Below are 20,350 nucleotides of genomic sequence, written 5' to 3'. Positions count from 1 at the left end.
TTGAGTAAATTGGCAAATTTCCCCATAATGTTTTTTGCCGTAGTTATGGGGCTTGGCGGACTTGGCATAGCATATGGACGATTTAGCGAGTTAATGGGCTTTGGTGAGCTTGGCTTTATAATCTTGCGGGGCTTTATCTTGGCGGTTTTCGTGCTGATTTTGGCACTTTATTTAGCAAAAACAATCAAATATTTTAGCAAGGTAAAAGAGGAGTTTTCCCACCCAATCAAGGTCAATTTCTTTGCCACTATCCCCATTTCGCTCCTTATCTTGGCGAATCTATTCCAAAGCGGGAACGCCCTAATTTATGGCGTTTGCTTCTATCTTGGCGTAGTTTTGCAGACATATTTTAGCTTTCATGTAATCGCATTTTGGATAAATAATAATTTAGAGATAAAGCACTCAAATCCAGCGTGGTTTATCCCCATAGTGGGTAATCTCATCGTAGTCATCGCCGCGAAAAGCGTCGATTTTTGGCTTTGGTATTATTTTGCAATCGGCATGTTTTTTGGGTGGTTTTATTTAGCATAATTTTTTATAGGATTTTGTTCCACGACCAAATGCCAGCGAAATTTATGCCGACATTATTCATTATGATAGCCCCGCCGGCAGTGGGATTCTTGGACTATTTTAGACTCACAAATAGCCTTGATGCACTCGCCCTAAGTCTTTTAAACTTAAGCATATTTTTTAGCTTTTTGGTTATTTTTATGTATAGGAATTTTTTGAAATTGAAGTTTTTCTTGTCGTGGTGGGCTTTTACCTTCCCCACAGCAGCCGCAAGTATCGCATTTTTCAAAGCATATAACATCACAAATAGCACATTTTTCGCCACTCTTGCAATCGGCGCGTTTATAATTTTAATCTTAATGATATTTTTTATTTCACTCCATACGATTAAAAATATCCTAAATGGAGCAATTTTTATGGGTGATTAAAAAGCCCTAGAATCCAATCAAAGATAAAAGAATCTTATAGAATCCACTTTTTCTGCCCTATCTTTAAAATCTGGCGATATTTAGATTTTTTAGCTTATTTTAAAATAGAATCTAGATGCTTTTTCTCTCTTAATCTTGCATTTAGATTTGCTAAGCTCTCTACGCCAAAGGTGATAAATAAAGCTATCATAATCGAGGTTATTATCATAAAAAGCCAGATTTTATTGGAGTTTAGGCTTGTGTGCATTCGAAAAACATCACTAGATGCGATAGTTGCATATTCTGCTTGGGATTGGCGATTTTTATCTAGATAGATATAGTGCTTATTTACAGGACGCTTATCTAAAAATGTAAGAGTTGCATCCAGATTCCCCAAATGTGTGATAAAGCTCGTCGTGTCGCTTAGCATAGATTTTGCCACTGGATTTTCACGCATTTTATTTATAAATTCATCTATATCTATTTCATCTTCATAAAAAATCACATAGATATAATAGCCCGGATTATTCACATATAGCTTATAATCGCTAATCTCACTATCTTTAATCGCCCTTGCAAACATATCTCTAATGACATTATCCGGGATACTTTTTTGCACTTTTATTAGTGATGTTGGGAGATTTAGCTCTTTGTTTCGATTTGCTTCATTTGTCGCGATTGTGTTATTTATACTCTCTATTTGTTGCTTGGTTAGCATACTTCCACAAATAAGGCAAATCACTAAGCTTATTATAAATAGCTTTAGTCGCTTTTTTAGGACAAATAAAATGCTTAATTCATCATAATTTTTAAGATATTTTTTCATTATAAAACTCCTTGAAATAGATAGTAAAATGGATAAATGCCACTCTCTGGATACCAGAAAAAGAGATGAGTAGAAGTGTAATCTGTGGCTACATCAGGCGATATGAGCCATTTATACATTCTAAATATAAAATATGGGAAGAAAAAGAATAGCGTGAGATTAAAAAAACGCCTAAAGCTCACAAAAACCACGAAATAAAATAGCATATTAGTAAGCAAGAAAACCGAGCGAGACGGCAGAATATGTGTAAAATATATAAAAAAGCAAATTAGAATATACATCTTAAAATGCTTTAGAATCTTATCTTTTGGGCATAACATAAAGATAGAGAAAAGCACACATAGGCTTAAGATAAACTTCATAATTGGCATATACACGAAATAATAGGGCGTAAATCCTGCGTCATTTATATAATATGTAAAGTATGTGATGGCTTTATCTGGTAAAAATCCTTTTAGAAATAATGCTATGCCATTAATTGTAGCATTCACACTCGCGGAATCTTGCATAAAAAATAGCGTGAAACAAAGTAATAAAAATAGGCTAACTTTTGGAAAGTATTTAATAACATAAAACGTCGTAAATATAAATATCGCACTTATGTGAAAAATCATAGCAATAGCTAAAAATCCCACTCTACCACGCCAATCCTTGCTAGAAAATGCATATAATAAAAATATGGTGCTAAAACACTGCCTAGTCAGCCCGATAGTTTCCATAAAAATATCTAAGAACATACAAAATGCAACTAATGCGGCTCTCTGGTATGCCTTGAAATACTTTAAAATATACACTTCAAGCCAGATATAAAATAATAGACAAACGCTTAAAGCGGTAAAAAGTAGCACACTACTTGGGAGGAGTTTAGGGAACAATATGGATAGAATCTTATAAAACACTCCAAGCCCGATTTCAAATTCACCACCAAAATAAAACATTGCCCCGCTGATTCCATCATAAATATCAAGGTAGTTTTGATAATATCTAGTAAAATCATCATCGAAATCTAGCCCAACATGGAAACTTAACTTACTTGCATAGATAACTGCGATATTAAAAACTAGCGTTAGCCCAAGCAAAATCCTAAATTCTTTTGTGATAAATTTAGATAGCCCAATCATAACAAAAACGCAAGTGATATAGGCATAAAATGGCGAAAATGGCGTTAGGATAAGTGGAAGCAAAAATAGTGGATAAAGGATATGGTTTGGAGCTACTTTTTGGCGTGGCGTGGGGGAATTTGGATTGTGAGATTTATTTGAGTGGCGGGGATTTAAGAGATTTGATAGATTTAATAAAGTGGCTGGAATCCAACTCTTTATTTTGCTATAGAATCTAGAATCTTGCTTAGAATCTTGTGCCTTTTGGTGGGCTAGATTTAGAGTGGATTTTGCTTTACATTTTAGAGATTCTAGGACAGATTTTGCTCTAGATTCTAGAGTGTATTTTGGAGATTCTAGACTAGATTCTGCCCCCCCCCATAAACATTTTTACGAATATATTTTTTACTAAGTTTGCTAAAATTTTTGGTGTGTTTAATGAACTCCCAGCCCCATATTTCATTGTTTTCCCTCATCATATCTCTTTGTATTCTTTGCAAGTTATTTTTAAAAAGCATTTGAAAAAAAGTATAAACTCGAATTATAATCTTTTTGATATGTTTTTACAATAAAACCTAAGATAGATTTATGGGAGGAATAAAACTATTAAATATCACTCATTGTTGTTTTAAATAAGGAGAATCTGTGGCATATTCACTAATAGGCACTAGAATCCTGCTATACAAAGAAAAAATCAAGAGTAAATACAATGTAGATAATAAATATAATTTACTTATTTTGATATAATTTTGACAGATTTACTCTAGCGAAAAAGGAGAAATAATGCAACAAATAGCCACAGAAAAAAAGCTACAAAACCGATATAACAAATTGTTTGACGAAGCGAATAAGCTAGAAAACGAGATTGAATCAAAGAAAAAAAAATTGCTTTCAATTTTACAAGAACGTCAAAAAATCGCAGAGAGTTTAAACTTAATTTTAAAAGATGACATCGCAGAGAGATTGAGAAATGCTGAGACTATAGGCACTTATGATAATTTTGCAGAGTTTAGAAAAGAAATGGATAATGAATCTAACACTTAAAATCAAAAATACATTTAAAAAAGATTTTAAATCAGTTCAAAAGCAAGGTTGGGATTGTGAGGCGATTGACGAAGTAGTTTTCCAACTCCAAACTTGTGAGATTTTAGATTCTAAACTAAAAGACCATAAGCTTTTAGGCGAGTTTAAAGACTTTAGGGAGTGCCATATTAAGGGCGATTTAGTTATTATTTATAAGCGAGATGACAAATTTTTAGAGCTTTTCCACATAGGGCGTCATCAAGATTTATTTAAGGGCTATTAAATGGGAAACATTCAAAGCAAATGCTTCATTTCTTAGAGCAGAAACTCACACAAGATTCCAGCGTAGATTCCACAGAATCCACTTTCACAAAAGATTCCATAGAATCCACAAACCCTACAAAACCACGTAAACATGCTCTTTCTTGCAAACTCTTTTAACTTCTTTGTGTCAAATGACACATCTTAAGCAAACTTTAATAATTCAATTTTGATTTTCTTATAAACTTTTTCTGTTTTTTAAAATATTGAATAGAAAAAGGAGAATTACAATGAAAGTATTCTTAAAAATAGCACTTATGCTAGGCATTTTTGCGAGTTTTGGATTTGGGGCAAATGAGTTTAACGAAGCACAAACAATTATAAGCGGTGCAGATACAAATGCTAGGTCAGTATTAGGCACAGGCGTAAAATGGGCTTTTGCGGTGGCACTGCCTTTGATTTGTATCATTGCTGGAATGATTATGGGCTATTCCCAACAAAAGAAAAAAGCAGAGCAAGACACCAATAAAATCTACTTTGTAACTGCTATTGCTGGGATTGTAGGGGTTTTTGTGTATGTGATTATTGCGATGCTTATTAGTAGGGCATTATTTGGCGATACAAGCTATATTTTTAATGTGATTACTACATTTTGGAAAATTAAATATTTAGCGATTATTTCATACTTAAATGAATTACTTACTTTTTTTACGGAGATTGGGTTTTTAAGTGGCTTTTTAGGATTTATTTAGATTTGCATAATTTTAGAAATTCTCCAAAGAATCCGCAAATATTTTGTATAATTCCGTAAAAAATTTTATTATTTTCAATTATTTTAAGTATTTTAAGCAAAATTTAAAGGTAAAAAATGACAAACGGAATGATTGCCATTATGCTTGGTGTGTCCTTGTTGATAGGTCTGCTTGGGCTTATTGCATTTCTTTGGGGACTTAGGAGCGGGCAGTTTGATGATGAAAAGAAATTTACGCAAGGTCTGTTAATGGACGGTGTCGATGAGCTAAATGATGCTTATAAAAACGATTTAAAAACTAAGGAGTAATAATGAGTAAAATATACAATATCGCAATAATTGGTGGTGGTCCGGGCGGGATTGCATCTGCAGTTGAGAGCGTAATGCTTGGAATTAATGATGTTATTTTGCTTGAAAAAGGCGAAAACCACTCTACTACAATTAGGAAATTTTACAAGGATAATAAACGAGTTGATAAGGATTATAAAGGCAAGAAAATCGACCTAGAGGGCAATATCTACTTTATGGACGGCACGAAAGAAAGCACATTGGATTTGTTTGATAAGATTCTAGCGACTACAAATATCGATGCGAGATTTAACACAGAGGTTGAGAGTATCACTAAAGAGGGCGATATTTTCTGTGTTAGAACGGCTGGTAATGACGAGATAAAAGCAAAATATGCGGTGATTTCTATCGGCAAAATGGGTGTGCCAAATAAGCCCTCATATCCCATTCCCCCAGAGATTAAAAATCGGGTATTTTTCAACGCAAACTCAATCAATCAAAACGAAAAGGTGCTAATCGTAGGCGGTGGAAACTCCGCTGTGGAGTATGCCTACTTTATCGCAGAGAAAAATGACACAAAGCTAAACTACCGCCGAACTGAGTTTGCAAGAATCAATCAAACCAATAAAGAAATGCTTGAAAATAGCATAAATTCTGGGAAACTAAAAACGAAATTTGGCATTGATATTGTGAGTTTAGAGAGTGAAAATGGCAAGCCAAAGGTGAATTTTACTGATGGAAGTAGCGAGGTTTTTGATAAAATCGTCTATGCAATTGGTGGCGTGGCTCCGGTGGATTTCCTTAAAAAATGCAATTTAGAGCTAGATTCTGCGGGGGTGCCTATTGTAAATAGTGCGTGTGAAAGCTCAGTAAAAAATCTTTTTGTAGCGGGTGATTTACTTTTTAGAAGTGGCGGAAGTATCGCTTCAGCGTTAAATAACGGCTTTAGTATTGTTACAGAAATTAATAGAAGATTGGCGCTTTAAGCTAAAATTTTAAAAAAATAAATAAAATTATAGATTTATTTTAAAAAATTAAGGATTGAATATGGCAAAGAGATGTTTTTTTAGTGGTAAATCCCCAATGGTAGGGAATAATGTAAGCCACGCAAATAATAAAACCAAAAATCGACTCTATCCAAACCTAAGAACGGTAAGAATTAAGCTAGAAGACGGAAGTAGAGTAAAGCTCAAAGTTGCTGCTTCTACGCTTAGGACGATGAAAAAAAGCTCTTAGATTTAATTTTAACTTCCAATGGCTAAGGGGTTTTGGTTTCTAAACTTTGATAAAAGCAAGAAACCTGATATTGACTTAACTCCAGAGTTATTAAATGAATTATCTCGTTTTAGATTCCCACTCGTTGTAGTTCAAATATTTTTAATCATAGGAACACTTGGATATTTAGCATTAGAGGATTACACTCTTATCGAGGCTTTTTTCCAAGCCTCATATACTTTTACAAATACCGGATTTGGTGCTTTAAGAGAACATCAATTTAGCCCCATTACAATTATATTCACCACTATTTTAATGCTTATGGGTGCAGCTACAATTACATTTTGTGTTGCGGTTGTTGTAAATGTCATTATGGGCGGGAATCTAATATCCATAATAAAGGAGATAAAAATGATTAATAAGATAGCAAGACTTAAAAATCATTATGTTATTTTCTATCATAATGAATTTTCTATAGAGCTTTCAAAAAACTTTTTAGAGGCACAAATACCATTTGTAGTAATTGACCCAAATAAGGATTTTGAAAAAGAGGCATTAAAATATAAATATCCATATTATATTAATGACAATCCACATTCAATAAATGCGATTCTAAAAGCACATCTATCGTCTGCCAAAGGTATTGTTATTTTTTCAAAAAATATTACAGATAATATTGCATTGATTGTATCAATGAGGCTTTATCAAAATGAGCTTAAAAGATACCCTTATAATATTATGTCTATTGCAAGTAGTAATGAAGAAATCAATAGATTAAAAAAGATAGGTGCAGATTATATAATATCACCTACAAATCTCGCAGCCCAAAGGATTAGCTCGATAATATTACAGCCGGGAAGCGAGAATATCATAGAGCATTTTATGAATAAAAAAGAAAATTCACTTAGCCTAGAAGAGGTCATCGTCCCTAAATATAGTTGGCTTGTGTTTAAAAAGCTCAAAGAAGCACATTTACGAGAGGTTACAAAAGCCCATGTTATCGGCATTGAACAAAAAGATGGTAAATATATATCTATGCCTACAGGCGATGTTTTAATCACTAGTGAATGCAAATTATTGCTCATAGGTAGCTCTAGCCATATAAGGCAGACAAAAAGAATTATTATGAAGCGTGAAAAACCAGAGGAATTAAAATATGTTTGATATTATTAGCGTAAATGGTGGGATTAGTGCGGTAAATGGGGTATTTTGCGATGGTGTGAGTGCTGGGCTAAAGGGCGGACATGCCCTTGATGTGGCGTTTATCCATATGGATTGCCCTTGTGATATTAGTGCAGTTTTTACCAAAAATACCTTTCAAGCTGCCCCGATTAGGCACTTTCTCCAACATATAAAGGGCAAGAAATCCAACTTTTTTTTGATAAATACAAAAAACGCAAATGCGATGACAGGCGACAAAGGGCTAAATGATGTCTGCGAGGTTTTGGAGAATTTAAAGGCGAAGTTCTCGCAAGTCCAAAATCCAATAATGTCTAGCACAGGCGTAATCGGGCAGTATCTGCCGAAGGAAAAAATAATTGATTGTTTTAAAAAGTTTGATTTAGGGGCGAAAAATGGCACAAATGCGGCGGACGCCATAAGGACTACGGATAGATTTAGCAAGGAAGTGGCGTTTAGAGTGGATTTGGTGGGCGAAAATGGGGAATCTAGCGAATCTATAAAATCCATAAAATCCGGCGAGTTTGGCGAAAATGGGGAATATGGGGCGGATTCTGGCGTGGATTCTAGCTTAGATTCCAGCCCAGATTCCACATTCCACATTGGGGCGATGGCAAAGGGCGCGGGTATGATAGCCCCTGAAATGGCGACTATGCTTTGCTTTATCGCCACGGACGCGAATATCCCAGAGGGCGATATGGAAGAGATTTTGCGTGAGTGCCTAAGCGAGACATTTAACGCCATAAGCGTAGATGGCGACACCAGCACGAATGACAGCGTATTTTTATTCACCACTCGCAAATCACGGGCTTACGACAAAGTCGCCTTCAAAACTGCCCTAAAAATGGCGATGAAAAAACTTGCAATCGATATGGTGAGCGACGGCGAGGGAGCCACGAAGGTCGTGGCATTTGAGGTAAAAAACGCCAAAAATAAAAGTGAGGCAGTAAGTGCCGCAAAAGCCCTATCAAACTCGCTTTTAGTCAAAACAGCGATTTTTGGAGGCGACCCAAATTGGGGGCGAATCGCATCTACGATTGGGGCTTGTGGCGTGAGTAGCGACCCAAAAAAACTAAAGATTTTTATCGGCGAAAACTTGCTATATGATTGCGAAAAAATCAATTTTGAGGCGATAAAAAGTGCAGAAAAAACTATGCAAAAAGATAGCTTTAGGGTGGTTTGCGATTTAGGCATAGCGGAATCTAGCACGGAATCCGGGCTAGAATCTAACGCAGAATTCGTCGCAGAATCTAATTCAACTCTAAGCCCAACTTCAAGCGACTTCGATGAAAACGACGCATTTTCATACACCGCTTATGGTTGCGATTTGGGCTATAAATATGTAGAGATTAACTCGCAATACACGAGCTAAACACGAGCTAAGAGGCGGATTGAGATTTTATTTTGGGTATTTTTAAGTAAGAATCTCTCCAAAATAGCCACAAAATAGGAAATAGCAATTGAGAAAGCTAGATACATTCGAGCATTTAAGCGACGAGAAAAAAGATAGGGTAGTAAAGGCGTTAATAAAATGCTTTGGATTATACGGATACACAAAAACATCGGTAAATGACATAGCAAAAGAAGCGAGAATCTCCAAAGCATCGCTATTTTACTATTTTGAGACAAAAGAAAATATGTATATTTACATTAATGATTTTGTGGCAAATGAGCTTTTTAAGGCTGAGATTCCGCTGGAAAGCGACTTATTCCAAAGCCTATTTAATTATATGGAAGCCCAAGTGGCATTGAGTAAGAAATATCCTTATATACATTATTTTATCAACGACCAATTCAAAGCCAAATCGCCCATTATATCGGCACTTCAAGCCAAAAATGATGAAAAAAGCACAAGGAAAGTTTTGGCGAAAGTCAAGTGGGAAAAACTGCGAGATAATATCGCAAAAGATGAGGTTATACAAATCGCTACTTTGATTTTTCAAGGGATAATTAGTAGCGATATAGAGGCAAAAACGATTGATGAAATCTATGAAAATATTAAAGCCAAGCTAACAATATTGCAAAAAATGGTTTATAAAGATGAGTATCTATAAGTTGTTGTAATTATTCGTGTAGCTCGTAAGAATCCGCTCTAAATTTGCCAATCTGCAAGAATCTGCCAAATTCGCTCTCAAGGAGCTATAAATCCGCTATAAATCTAAAGATTGTTGTTTCCCAAATATATTGACCGATTTGGTTAATATATGCTATACTTCGTTATATTATAAAACAAAGGAGCACATATGGAAAACAAACTAAATGCAAAACTATCGCCAAGCCAAATCGCCACACAGAATAAAAAGCTAGACAAAAAAATCATATTAATAACTGGGGCGAATTCCGGCATAGGCAAGGAAACCGCCATAAGCCTAGCCAAAATAGGGCATAAAGTCATCATTCATGGGCGAGATGTGGAGAAAACAAAACAAGCAAGAGAGGAAATAATAAGCAAGAGTGGCAATAAAGATGTGGAATATCTATGTGCTGACTTGAGCTTAAAGGCTGAGATTCCGCCATTCGTCGATAAAGTCAAGCAAAAATGCGATTATTTAGATGTTTTGATAAATAATGCTGGCGGTCAGTTTGGCAACAAGAGAGAGGAGAGCATTGAGGGGCATGAAAAGACCTTTGCTATCAATACCCTAGCACCATTTCTATTGACACATTTATTATTGCCACTACTTCAAAAAAGCAAGAATGCCCGAGTTGTAACGGTATCATCGGAATCTTACAAAATGGGCGGAAAGCCACCTTTGGAGGATATCGAGCTAAAGCATAATTATTCGCTTTTTAAGTCCTATGGCTTGTCGAAATTGTATGTTTGGTGGATTATGCGTGAGTTTGTGGAATATTTGAAAGCACAAAATATCACTAATATCACCATAAATACAGTTGAGCCGGGCTCGGTGGAGAGCGGATTGCAGCGAGAAAGTGGCAAAGGAATTCTAATGAAAATAATCACCATACTTTGGAAGCCGATGATGTGGTCTATGGAAAAAGCCGCAGCTACAAGCATTTATATGGCGACAAGTAGCGAGGTAGAGGGCGTTACAGGCAAGTTTTATGGCGATTGCAAGGAGAAAATTATCAAGGACAAATATATCTCCCCAAAAGCCCAAAAAGCACTTTGGGATTACTGCCAAAAAGTCTGCGAGGGATATTTATAGAGATTTTGGTATTTTGGCTATCATTTTAAAATTGAATATGAAGCCAAAAGGACATTTATGCACTTTATCCCTATCAATTTGAGCGAGTTTTTAGAGCCATATAATATCATCACACCTAGCAAGCGGACTTTGGAGCGATTCCAAAATGCATTTAGTGAGTTTTTAGAAAAATCCATTCTCCAAGATAGCGAGGAGTATCAAAAGAACGAGATTTTGAAATTCTTAGGCGATTTTTATGGCTATGAGCTAAATACAAAAGATAGAATTGATTTGGCGATTTATGAGGATTCTTATGATTTGCACCCAGCGGTCATTTTTGAGATAAAATCACTAAGTAATAAGGCGGAGTTCCCAAGCCAAAATAAAGATTTTGAGCCAGATTCCGCCCAAACCTTAAAGCTGGATTTTAAAGATTTTAAGACGGATTCCAGCACAGATTCCGCCCTAGATTTAAAAACAGATTCCGCTCCCAACTCCCTAGAATCTAAGGCATTTTATGAATCCATTCTTTATTATTTGCGTGAAAGCAAAGCTAAAAATAATAACAATATAAAGCACATTATTCTCGCCACCGCACGAGAATTTTACATCATAGATTCCAAGCAATATGAGGAAAATTTCGCCAAAGATAAGCAAATCTTAAAGTTTTATAAAAACTGCGACTTAAAAGACGGAAGCGACACCAGCACGAAAAAATTTTATTCCAGCTTAGAAAATTACCTAAAAACCGCAGATTTAGAGATAGATTATTGCTATATCAATTTAGATTCTATCGCTAAATCAATCGCCAAAGATTCAAAAGATTCCACAAAATCCGCACACGATTCCGCGAAGCAAATCACCCAAGATTCAAAAACAGATTCCACCGGAGACTCCACCGCTCAAGCAAATCTATCGCTTTTATACCAAGCCCTAAGCCCATTTTGCCTTTTAAAGCGTAAATCCCAGCTTGACGCCAACACCCTAAATCAAGGCTTTTATAACGAGCTACTTTACATTTTAGGCTTAAAGGAAATTAGCGTAAATGGCATTATTAAAATTGTCCTAAGCGATACGTCAAACGCCCTTAGTGATAGCATTTCACGCATTTTTAAGCTTGATAGGAAAGCTGATTTTGAAGTCATTTTCGCGCTCCTCACCACTTGGAATAATCGCATTTTATTCTTGCGTCTTTTAGAGTCCATGCTACTTAGCTTTAAGCACATTGACAAGTCATTTTTAGATTTAGAATCTATTCCTAATTTCGCCACTCTAAACACGCTATTTTTTGAGATTTTGGCTAAAAAAGAGGCTGATAGAGCGGATTTAAATCTCCCTAAAATCCTACGCCAAATCCCCTATTTAAATTCCAGCCTTTTTGAAAAAACCGCACTTGAATTAGAGGGCAGGGAAATAAAGCTACTTGATTCTAATGCCTTAGCGATTTACCCAAGCTCAATTTTATATAAAACGCCCCTTGCAAAGACGCTTTTAAAGTCCAGCAAAGCCCCAAAACTTCCACTTTTAGAATATCTTTTTGCATTCCTAAACGCTTATGATTTCACCACCACGCCAAAAGATATTGAAAATCACACGAAAATAAACTTTGATAAGCTCATAAACTCCGCAATTCTCGGGCTTGTCTTTGAAAAGCTAAATGGCTATAAGGACGGCAGCTTTTATACGCCTAGCTTTATTACAAATTACATGTGCGAGGAATCTATCCGCAAAATCGCCCTTGAAAAATTCCGCGAAAATGGCTTTAAAATCGCCGATATATCGCAAGATTTGGCGAATCTAGATTCAGTGCATTCCCAAAACGCACCAGATTCTAAAAATCCGGCGGATTCCCAAACGCCACAAGATTCCGCAGATTCGGCAAATTCCCAAAGCACCCAAACCACCCAAAAACAAGCACTTCAAAATCTCTACAACCAAATCACCGACATTAAAAAAGCAAATGACATTATAGATTCTATTCGTATTTGCGACCCAGCTGTGGGGAGTGGGCACTTTCTAGTTTCCGCGCTAAATCAGCTCATTTTATTAAAATTTGAGCTTGGAATCCTATGCGATGAAAATGGCAAAAAGCTAAAAGATATCCGCCTAGAGCTAAAAAATGATGAAATCGTCATATACGATTCAAATAATGAAATCCACCATTACACGCACCCAGCGCACGAAAATATAGAATCTCACAAAATCCAAAAGGCACTTTTCTACCAAAAGCGTAAGCTTATAGAATCCTGCCTTTTTGGCGTGGATATCAATCCTAATTCATGTGAAATCACCAAGCTCCGCCTTTGGATTGAGCTACTAAAATACAGCTTTTACACAGATATCGCCCAAAAGCACCTTGAAACGCTCCCAAACATTGATATAAATATCAAATGCGGAAATAGCCTAATTAGCAATTTCTCGCTAGATTCTAGCCTGACTGGCAATGTTGGCATAAGACTTGGCTTTGCTAGGAATTTACAAGAGGCGATTAGAGAGTATAAAGCCCAAGTGGATTTATACAAAAATGCACTGGGGAATAAGCGGACAATCACGCAAAATATCAACAATCTAAAAGAGATTTTTAAAAATTACTTGCTTGAAAATAGCCCTATAAAAAGCAATCTAACGCAGAATCTAAAAAGTTTCGTGGAGACTTATGGCGATTTATGCTTTGATTTAGAAACGCCCTTTGGAATGGAGATGATAAAAATCGCTAGGAAAAATAACTATAAATTTCAGCCCACTTTGTATAAACTAGAACCCGAGAGCATAGATATAAAAGGGCAGAATCTACTAGATTCCATATTTAGAGATTATGATGCGTTAGAAAATATCAAAAATGCAGATACTTTTGAGTGGCGATTTGAGTTCCCGGAAGTTTTGGATAAAAATGGCGATTTCAAAGGATTTGATTTAATCATCGGCAATCCGCCGTATATTGATTATCGCCAAATTTCTTTTGAGACAATAAAGGGAACTAAAAACTACGCAGTCAATGTGGAATCTAAGCGACCAAATATATTTTGTTATTTCGTAGAAAAGGGAATCGAAGTTACCACACACAATGCCACGATAAGTTTTATTAACCCAATAGCTATGTTACAGGCAGATTTCGCATATGGGACACGAAAATTATTGTTGGATAAGGGGCATATTGATTTTATCGCCGATTGTTCTTATATCAAGGTTTTTGATTCAGCTTCTACTTATCCTATGGTTTGGGCTTTAAAAAAATCAAAAAAACAAGATTCTATTAGAATAAATTTGTGGCAACAAGATAGATTTGCATATTCACACAATATAAAAAGTTATGAAAATAACGATAAATTATCTATCAATATACAAAAAAATCAAATCAATTTCCTAAAAGTTAAATGCGACACTTTGGCGGATTTGGGGACGCTAAAATGGGGAACTTCAAAAAGTGGATATGGCAAAATGAAAATAAAATCTATTGATTTTGAATCCCTAGACAAAAAATCAAAAAAACTTTATGCACCAATCATACAAACAGCAGACATAAAAAGATATGCGATTGTTTGGCAAAAAGAATACATACCAATTGAAATTTATTCAAACGAAATAAAAAAATGTTTCAATAAAGAAAAAATTGTAATAGCAAGAATGACAAAAAATATTCAAGCTACTTTTGACACAAATAAATTTTTTGTAGGCAAATCAACGCTGATTGTAGATTTTGCGGTGAATCCAAAATATATACTAGGAATCTTAAATTCCAAACTTGCTGATTTTTGGTATAAACATTATTTCGGTTCAACGCATTTGGCGGGTGGCTATGTGAGATATGATATTCCATATTTGGAGAGAATCCCAATCCCACAAATCACAGAATCTAACAAAAAACTAGCCGATAAAATCATAGATTTAGTGGATAAAATTTTAGAGGCAAAAGCCCAAGATTCCGGAGAATCCACAAAAGAGCTAGAATCTAAAATAGATTTTTTGGTCTGTTCGCTTTATGGTTTAGATAAGCAAGAGACGGACTTTGTCATCAACTAAAATATATAGTTTAGGGCTACTCTTTAATATCGTTTTTGTTTTTTCGCCAAAAATACACCGCACTTGCTACTGCAAAAACCAATATAAAAGGCACGGCAACTTGCTTTGCCATGTTTACTTGTTTGCTAATATGTTTGCCAGTGGCACACCATACCGCAAAGTGTTCGCAATTGTTTTGCAAAAAATCGTATTTTGATTCGCCTAATTTGCTTGTAGCGTTTTTAAGTATTGAGTTTGTATCCAGTCTGTTTGAATGTTCGATTATTCTATAATTGTTGCCATTTAAAAAGTTTTCTAATGTATCTTGCTCGACAATTTTATTGCCTGAATAGTGAATTACTTGGTTGTTCCCAATATAAATTCCGTGATGAGTGTAATCTATCAAGTCGTAAAATTTTTTGCGGTCAACTTCTAAGTGTGAACCAATTTTAATATTTTCCATTGTTTCCTTGCTAAATTTAAAAAAATAAAATATTGTAATATTCTAGCATATTGCAAACTAACGCACCTTTAAAATTTTAAAGGCAACTGCCTTTATTAAAGCTAATCGAAAATCACCACGCAAGAATGCAAGATATACAAGATGACGATGATATTTTTAGCTAGGTGTTTAAAAAAAATATCATCAAGCAAAAATCACTCAAAGCGAGATAAAAATCATGGAAAATAAAAAAATCTAAGAGATTATCTGTAGTTTTTCACAATCCCATTTTGGCAAGTTTTTAGGCGATTTTTAATCGTATCCAAATAAATTTGATGATTAGATTCCAAGCAATCCTTGTTATTTTCCTTGTGATAAATGTGGTAGGCAATCCCGGCAAATTTCAGTCGCTGAAACTCCCCGCCATTAAACAAAAATCTCGCTACAAACTCGCTGTCCTCCCGCCCCCAGCTTTGAAAATCCTCATTAAAGCCATTGATATGTTTGCAATCCTCTTTAAAAAAGCTCATATTGCAGCCCCTAACGCCCTTTATAAAGTCCTTTTTGTCAAAAAATTTCGCATTTATTTTGGAAGTTTTGTAGATAATCGTAGATAGAATCTTGCATCGTTTCGCCTTAAGCGAACTTTGTTTAGCCAAAATTTTAGCGACTTCAATTCTAGCAACTTGATTTGTATCCTTTTGGATTCTATCTATTTGAATTCTACCTACTTGCTCCCCCCCCCATTATCTGCGTTATTTCCGCCATTTTCTCTTAAGCCATTCCCGCCATTTTGCGAAGTTAAAGCCAAGATTTCCTTACTCACTTTTTCATCTAGTATCACTCTACTTCCTTGCAAGAAAACGCCTTTCTTAGCCTTTTCCAAGTGGTCGCTTACAAAGTTTGGCTCTAAAATCATATCGCCATCGATGATAATGATATACTCGCCATTTGCGGAATCTATCGCCAAATTGCGAATGTGTGAGAGCCGAAAGCCCCTATCTTCGTGCCAGATGTGAATTAGCGGAATGTGGAATTTCGCCTTGTAAGATTCCACTAGCTCCCTCGTATCAGCCTTGCTCCCGTCATCGGCGATTAGAATCTCACTTGGCATTTTATTTAGTCGCAGTGTGGAATCCAAAACCGCCCTTAAAGATTCCTTTTGATTATAGGTCGTAATGATGAGCGAGACGGAGTTTTCACGCGTTTTTAGCTCATAGAGTTTCATATATTTGACCAGCACACCACTTGCATTAAAAAAGCTTATGATAAAGCCCTTGTAGCCGTATAAAAACCCCTTTTTGAAAAGATAATTCCGCACAAACGACCACATAGAGCGAACAATCGCCTTTAATGGCGTGGCACTTTTGTGAGCGTTATTTCTCGCCCAAAGTGTGCTGTAGAATTCCATTTTATGCGAGAGCTGGGAGATTGAGCCATAGGCATAGTGCTTGATATGGGAATCTAGCCTTAGAATCTTGGCGTTTTTAGGGATTGTTACGCTCTCATGCACCTCGTTATCATTAAATTTCGTAAAATTTTTATTAAAAATACGATTGACATAGTCCGGATACCAGCCACACGCCTTTATCCACTCATTTTTATAGAGATTTTTGCGAGAAATCGCATAGATTTCATTTTGCTTAAATTTTAGATTTTTTATCTCTTCTAGCAAGTCCGGCTCGGCGATTTCATCGCTATCAATGGAGAAAATCCACTCATTTTTAGCATAGCTAATCGCTAGATTTTTCATCGCCCCAAAGCCGATAAACTCCGTGCTAAAAATCCGCACATTTGGGTAGCTTTTAGCGATTTCTCTCGTCTCATCGCTAGACTCATTATCTAGCAAGATTATCTCATCAAACTCGCTTAAACTTTGCAAACACTCGCTTAAGTGTTTTTGGGCGTTTTTTGCTATGATTGTAACTGAAATTTTCACTTCAAAAGCCTTTCTTTTAGGCGAATTATAGCAAAGAATCTAGGAGTATGTGAGATGATAAAAGTGTGTATTTTAAGCGATTATAGGGAGGGCTTTAAAAGTCAAATTAAAAATCTCTCAAAAAATGGCGATAGCAAGTTTATCGCTCCAAGTGGGGAAGAGTTAAGTTTTGAATTCCGCGGGTTTGATGAAAAGCCCATTGACTGCGACTATGTGCTAATCATAAATAAGACCATAAAACCCCATAAGGTAAGGGCTAGGCGAGTTTTCGCACTCCAGCAAGAGCCGTATATAAAGGAATCTAAGCAGTATGGCATACCATTTAAAAACGAGTGGGCGATAAAGCCAGAGACTTACGCGCATTGCGATGTTGTATTTGCATTTAACGAGGGGCTTTTTAAGGCTCCTTGCTTGGAAAAAGTGGAGTTTAAAACTGCGTTGGATTCTGTGTTAGATTTAGATTCCGCACTAGATTCGAGTTTAGATTCTGCGGATTTTGCGTTAGATTCTAATGTGCTTAAATACGGCGGAAATAGCCAAAATGGGGGGGGGCAGCAGCTAGATAATACAAGATTCCAGCACTCAAACTCGCCTTTTTTAAACTCACCTGCGACAAATCCAAACCAACTTACAATTCAAGTCGCTTCAAATCCCCATTCACACGAAGTAGATTCGCCCCGTAAAGCAAAATTCCATAACACCATTTTCATCAAATATCCGCCGATGATGTATTTTCTATTCGCTCCAAATATGCCATATAACGAGCTTTGCAATCTCCCCATTCCACGCAAGATTAAGGAGATTTCTTGCATTGCGAGTTTTGATAAAAAGGCGTTTGCGGGGCATTTAGATAGAATGAAGTTTGTCAAAGCCCTTCAAAATAGCCACCTTGGGGATAAAATCGACTTTTATGGCAATAAAACGCCAAATGAGTTAGCGGAGAAAAAGGACGGGATTCTGCCCTATAAATACACAATTGCTATCGAAAACAACGCCCAGAGCGACTATTTCAGCGAAAAGATTATGGACGCTTATCTTGGCTATGCGATGCCGATTTACTTTGGGGCGGGGAACATCGAGCGGTATTTTCCAAAAAATTCGTTTATAAAAATCGATATTTATAATGTGGAAGATTCCATAAAGAGGCTAGAAAATCTCTTAGAATCCAACTTTTATGAAGAGCATTTTGGGGCGATTTTGGAGGCTAGAAGGCGGGTTTTAGAGGATTATTCAATGCTAGAATCTATGGGGAAAGAAATACTAAAAGATTATAAAACTCACAAAGAAACGCCCAAAAAAGAGATTTTCCTAAAGCCATATAAGAGGAGCTTAAAAACGCATATTTGGCGAATTGCTCTAATAATTTATTATTTTTTCCATAGGATTCTAAATAAGGGTGAAAGTAAGAATAAACTAAAAGATTTAAAGTCCCATCCAAAAGCCACTCTCTAAATTTTTAGCTTAGGATTTAAGTGAATATTTATCGTTTGCAAGATGTAGAGTCAAGGGGAAAATCCCCTTGCTATAAAGTGATAACCAAAAATCTATTATGGTATTAACCAAGGTATTACAAAAGCTATAAACGAAGTAAATAGCCCAATCACAATAACAAATATAATGGAATATTTAACCGTAAATCTAAATAATTCGGATTCTCGTCCCACTAGTCCAACCGCCGCACAAGCGATAGCGATACTTTGTGGGCTTATCATTTTCCCTACAACGCCACCAACTGAGTTTGCCGCTAGGAATAGCACTTCTGGAATGCCAAGCTGACGAGCTGTTACTTGTTGTAATGTGCCGAAAAGTAGATTCGAGCTTGTGTCGCTTCCTGTTAGGAATACGCCAATCCAACCCACAATAGGCGAGAAGAATGTGAAAGCATCGCCTGTAGAAGCTAGAGCTAAAGCTAGAGCTGCTGAGATTCCGCTATAGTTTGAGATAAAGGCAAAGGATAGCACTAGCCCAATTGTAAGGATTGCGAATTTCATCTCATTTAGTGTTTCGCCAAATGTTTTTACCGCATCGCCAACCTTAACCTTTAGCATAAACATGCTAATTATCGCTGTAACAAATATCGCTGTTCCAACGGTATTTATTAGATTCCACGAGAAAACGACTTTTATCGGTGTATCTTCGGCAACGACTGGAGCTACTTGCATAATATTACCATTGATTACAGAAATTGGTATATTGATAACTGTGCTTGCTAGGATTCCATCTCCACCAAATAGAGCCTTAAACCATCCTTGTGTCCAAATAACTATCATAATAATCAATACGATAAAAGGACTCCACGCTAAGGCTATTTGTCCAAAGGAGTATTTTTTTACTTCCAATGTTGCCTTTCCGCCTATTTCTTCGTCAAATTTGAATATATGCTTAGGTTTCCAAAACTTTAAAAACACACTTAATGCCGCAATGGAAACTACAGCAGAAGCAATATCTGGAAGCTCAGGTCCCATATAATTACTTGTGATAAATTGAACTAATGCAAAGCTAAGTCCTGTTACCAAAAGTGCTGGGTAAGTTTCTTTAATGCCTTTGAATCCGTCCATCAAAAATACTAAGAAAAATGGAATAAAAAGTGAGAGCGGAGGTAGCATTCGTCCTGCCATTGATGAAATCTCAAGGCTATCAACCCCAACAACTCCTGCCATCGCGATAATTGGGATTCCAACTGCACCAAATGCCACAGGAGCCGTATTTGCAATCATACAAAGCCCAGCTGCATAAAGTGGTCTTAAACCCATACCCACAAGCAATGCAGCGGTGATTGCCACAGGACCACCGAATCCAATCGCACCCTCTAAGAATGCCCCAAAACAAAATCCAATCAAAATGACTTGAAGTCGTTGGTCTGGCGTAATGGCGATGATAGATTCTCGTAAAATATCAAAATAACCAGATTTAACACTTAATTTATACAAGAATATTGCAGCGACTATAATCCACGCAATAGGCCACATTCCATATAAAAAACCATACAAAAAGCTTCCAAGAACCATAGAAACAGGCATTTGATATGCTACAACTGCAACAATAGCTGCTAGTATAACTGTAACAAGTCCTGCCGTGTGTCCTTTCATCTTAAACACAACAAGTGAAAGAAAAAATAATAAAATAGGTAAAAATGCGACCAACGCACTAAGCCAAACATTATTCAGCGGGTCATAGTTCTGTATAAACATCGCGCCCTCTCCTTTTTGATTTAATTTTAGATAGCGATAAATTTTAAAATAAAATGTAGAATATTGTAATGCC

General features: G+C 36.1%; 19 protein-coding genes and 1 pseudogene. 15 read left to right on the top strand and 5 right to left on the bottom strand.

Annotated elements, in window-relative coordinates; translation table 11 throughout:
• Both CCY99_RS09785 and CCY99_RS09780 read left to right on the top strand, forming a co-directional pair.
• A complete protein-coding gene (locus CCY99_RS09785; RefSeq protein WP_258442885.1) occupies nt 1-531 on the top strand; it encodes a hypothetical protein in 531 nt (176 codons plus the stop codon).
• Complete coding sequence (locus tag CCY99_RS09780; protein ID WP_258442929.1) at nt 513-938, top strand: hypothetical protein; 426 nt, start codon at nt 513-515, stop codon at nt 936-938. The genes CCY99_RS09785 and CCY99_RS09780 overlap by 19 nt, the downstream gene beginning before the upstream one ends.
• A gap of 94 nt (nt 939-1,032) precedes the next feature.
• Here CCY99_RS09780 and CCY99_RS01070 read toward each other — a convergent pair whose 3' ends face one another.
• Nucleotides 1,033-1,743 (bottom strand): hypothetical protein, encoded by a 711-nt coding sequence (locus CCY99_RS01070; RefSeq protein WP_112059565.1) that lies wholly within the window; start codon nt 1,741-1,743, stop codon nt 1,033-1,035.
• The gene (locus CCY99_RS01065) at nt 1,743-2,927 is read right to left on the bottom strand and encodes a hypothetical protein (protein ID WP_112059564.1); all 1,185 of its coding nucleotides are present in this window, start codon (nt 2,925-2,927) and stop codon (nt 1,743-1,745) included. The genes CCY99_RS01070 and CCY99_RS01065 overlap by 1 nt, the downstream gene beginning before the upstream one ends.
• Here CCY99_RS01065 and CCY99_RS09405 point away from each other — a divergent pair.
• The 12 genes from CCY99_RS09405 to CCY99_RS01005 all read left to right on the top strand — a co-directional run bounded on the left by CCY99_RS09405 (nt 2,918) and on the right by CCY99_RS01005 (nt 14,726).
• Nucleotides 2,918-3,082 carry a hypothetical protein gene (locus tag CCY99_RS09405; RefSeq protein ID WP_181646782.1) on the top strand — a complete coding sequence of 55 codons (165 nt, stop codon included), beginning with the start codon at nt 2,918-2,920 and terminating at the stop codon, nt 3,080-3,082. The two genes, CCY99_RS01065 and CCY99_RS09405, sit on opposite strands and share 10 nt — an antisense overlap.
• Nucleotides 3,083-3,626: 544 nt before the next feature.
• Nucleotides 3,627-3,887, top strand: a complete 261-nt coding sequence (locus tag CCY99_RS01060) for a hypothetical protein (protein ID WP_112059563.1) — start codon at nt 3,627-3,629, stop codon at nt 3,885-3,887.
• The gene (locus CCY99_RS01055) at nt 3,871-4,149 is read left to right on the top strand and encodes a type II toxin-antitoxin system YafQ family toxin (RefSeq protein ID WP_112059562.1); all 279 of its coding nucleotides are present in this window, start codon (nt 3,871-3,873) and stop codon (nt 4,147-4,149) included. Before CCY99_RS01060 ends, CCY99_RS01055 begins: the two co-directional genes overlap by 17 nt.
• A gap of 268 nt (nt 4,150-4,417) precedes the next feature.
• Nucleotides 4,418-4,879, top strand: a complete 462-nt coding sequence (locus tag CCY99_RS01050) for a hypothetical protein (protein ID WP_112059561.1) — start codon at nt 4,418-4,420, stop codon at nt 4,877-4,879.
• 116 nt (nt 4,880-4,995) lie between these two features.
• Entirely contained in the window at nt 4,996-5,187 is a 192-nt protein-coding gene (ccoS, locus tag CCY99_RS01045) for a cbb3-type cytochrome oxidase assembly protein CcoS (RefSeq protein WP_112059560.1), read from the top strand.
• A gap of 2 nt (nt 5,188-5,189) precedes the next feature.
• Complete coding sequence (locus CCY99_RS01040) at nt 5,190-6,152, top strand: NAD(P)-binding domain-containing protein (RefSeq protein ID WP_112059559.1); 963 nt, start codon at nt 5,190-5,192, stop codon at nt 6,150-6,152.
• Between the two features lie 61 nt (nt 6,153-6,213).
• Complete coding sequence (gene rpmB, locus CCY99_RS01035; RefSeq protein WP_112059558.1) at nt 6,214-6,402, top strand: 50S ribosomal protein L28; 189 nt, start codon at nt 6,214-6,216, stop codon at nt 6,400-6,402.
• A gap of 18 nt (nt 6,403-6,420) precedes the next feature.
• The gene (locus CCY99_RS01030; RefSeq protein WP_112059557.1) at nt 6,421-7,545 is read left to right on the top strand and encodes a potassium channel protein; all 1,125 of its coding nucleotides are present in this window, start codon (nt 6,421-6,423) and stop codon (nt 7,543-7,545) included.
• Nucleotides 7,538-8,932, top strand: a complete 1,395-nt coding sequence (locus CCY99_RS09775) for a bifunctional ornithine acetyltransferase/N-acetylglutamate synthase (protein ID WP_258442878.1) — start codon at nt 7,538-7,540, stop codon at nt 8,930-8,932. Before CCY99_RS01030 ends, CCY99_RS09775 begins: the two co-directional genes overlap by 8 nt.
• An 88-nt stretch (nt 8,933-9,020) precedes the next feature.
• On the top strand, nt 9,021-9,614 hold the full coding sequence (locus CCY99_RS01015; protein ID WP_112059556.1) for a TetR/AcrR family transcriptional regulator: 594 nt from the start codon (nt 9,021-9,023) through the stop codon (nt 9,612-9,614).
• A gap of 189 nt (nt 9,615-9,803) precedes the next feature.
• Nucleotides 9,804-10,727, top strand: a complete 924-nt coding sequence (locus CCY99_RS01010) for an SDR family NAD(P)-dependent oxidoreductase (RefSeq protein ID WP_112059555.1) — start codon at nt 9,804-9,806, stop codon at nt 10,725-10,727.
• Between the two features lie 57 nt (nt 10,728-10,784).
• Nucleotides 10,785-14,726 (top strand): TaqI-like C-terminal specificity domain-containing protein, encoded by a 3,942-nt coding sequence (locus CCY99_RS01005; protein WP_112059554.1) that lies wholly within the window; start codon nt 10,785-10,787, stop codon nt 14,724-14,726.
• Nucleotides 14,727-14,742: 16 nt separating this feature from the next.
• Here CCY99_RS01005 and CCY99_RS01000 read toward each other — a convergent pair whose 3' ends face one another.
• Both CCY99_RS01000 and CCY99_RS00990 read right to left on the bottom strand, forming a co-directional pair.
• The gene (locus tag CCY99_RS01000; protein ID WP_112059553.1) at nt 14,743-15,168 is read right to left on the bottom strand and encodes a lecithin retinol acyltransferase family protein; all 426 of its coding nucleotides are present in this window, start codon (nt 15,166-15,168) and stop codon (nt 14,743-14,745) included.
• A 242-nt stretch (nt 15,169-15,410) separates the two neighbouring features.
• Nucleotides 15,411-17,086 (bottom strand): annotated as a pseudogene (locus CCY99_RS00990) (glycosyltransferase).
• Between the two features lie 54 nt (nt 17,087-17,140).
• Here CCY99_RS00990 and CCY99_RS00985 point away from each other — a divergent pair.
• Complete coding sequence (locus CCY99_RS00985; RefSeq protein WP_112059550.1) at nt 17,141-18,538, top strand: glycosyltransferase family 10; 1,398 nt, start codon at nt 17,141-17,143, stop codon at nt 18,536-18,538.
• 95 nt (nt 18,539-18,633) lie between these two features.
• Here CCY99_RS00985 and CCY99_RS00980 read toward each other — a convergent pair whose 3' ends face one another.
• Nucleotides 18,634-20,277, bottom strand: coding sequence for a lactate permease LctP family transporter (locus tag CCY99_RS00980; protein ID WP_112059549.1), 1,644 nt, complete (start codon nt 20,275-20,277; stop codon nt 18,634-18,636).
• Nucleotides 20,278-20,350 lie beyond the last annotated feature (73 nt).

Origin of the sequence: Helicobacter sp. 16-1353, assembly GCF_003288815.1 — a bacterium.
GTDB lineage: Bacteria > Campylobacterota > Campylobacteria > Campylobacterales > Helicobacteraceae > NHYM01.
The sequence above is the reverse complement of the archived record's forward strand: the minus strand, read 5'-3'. Positions and strand labels throughout refer to the sequence as shown.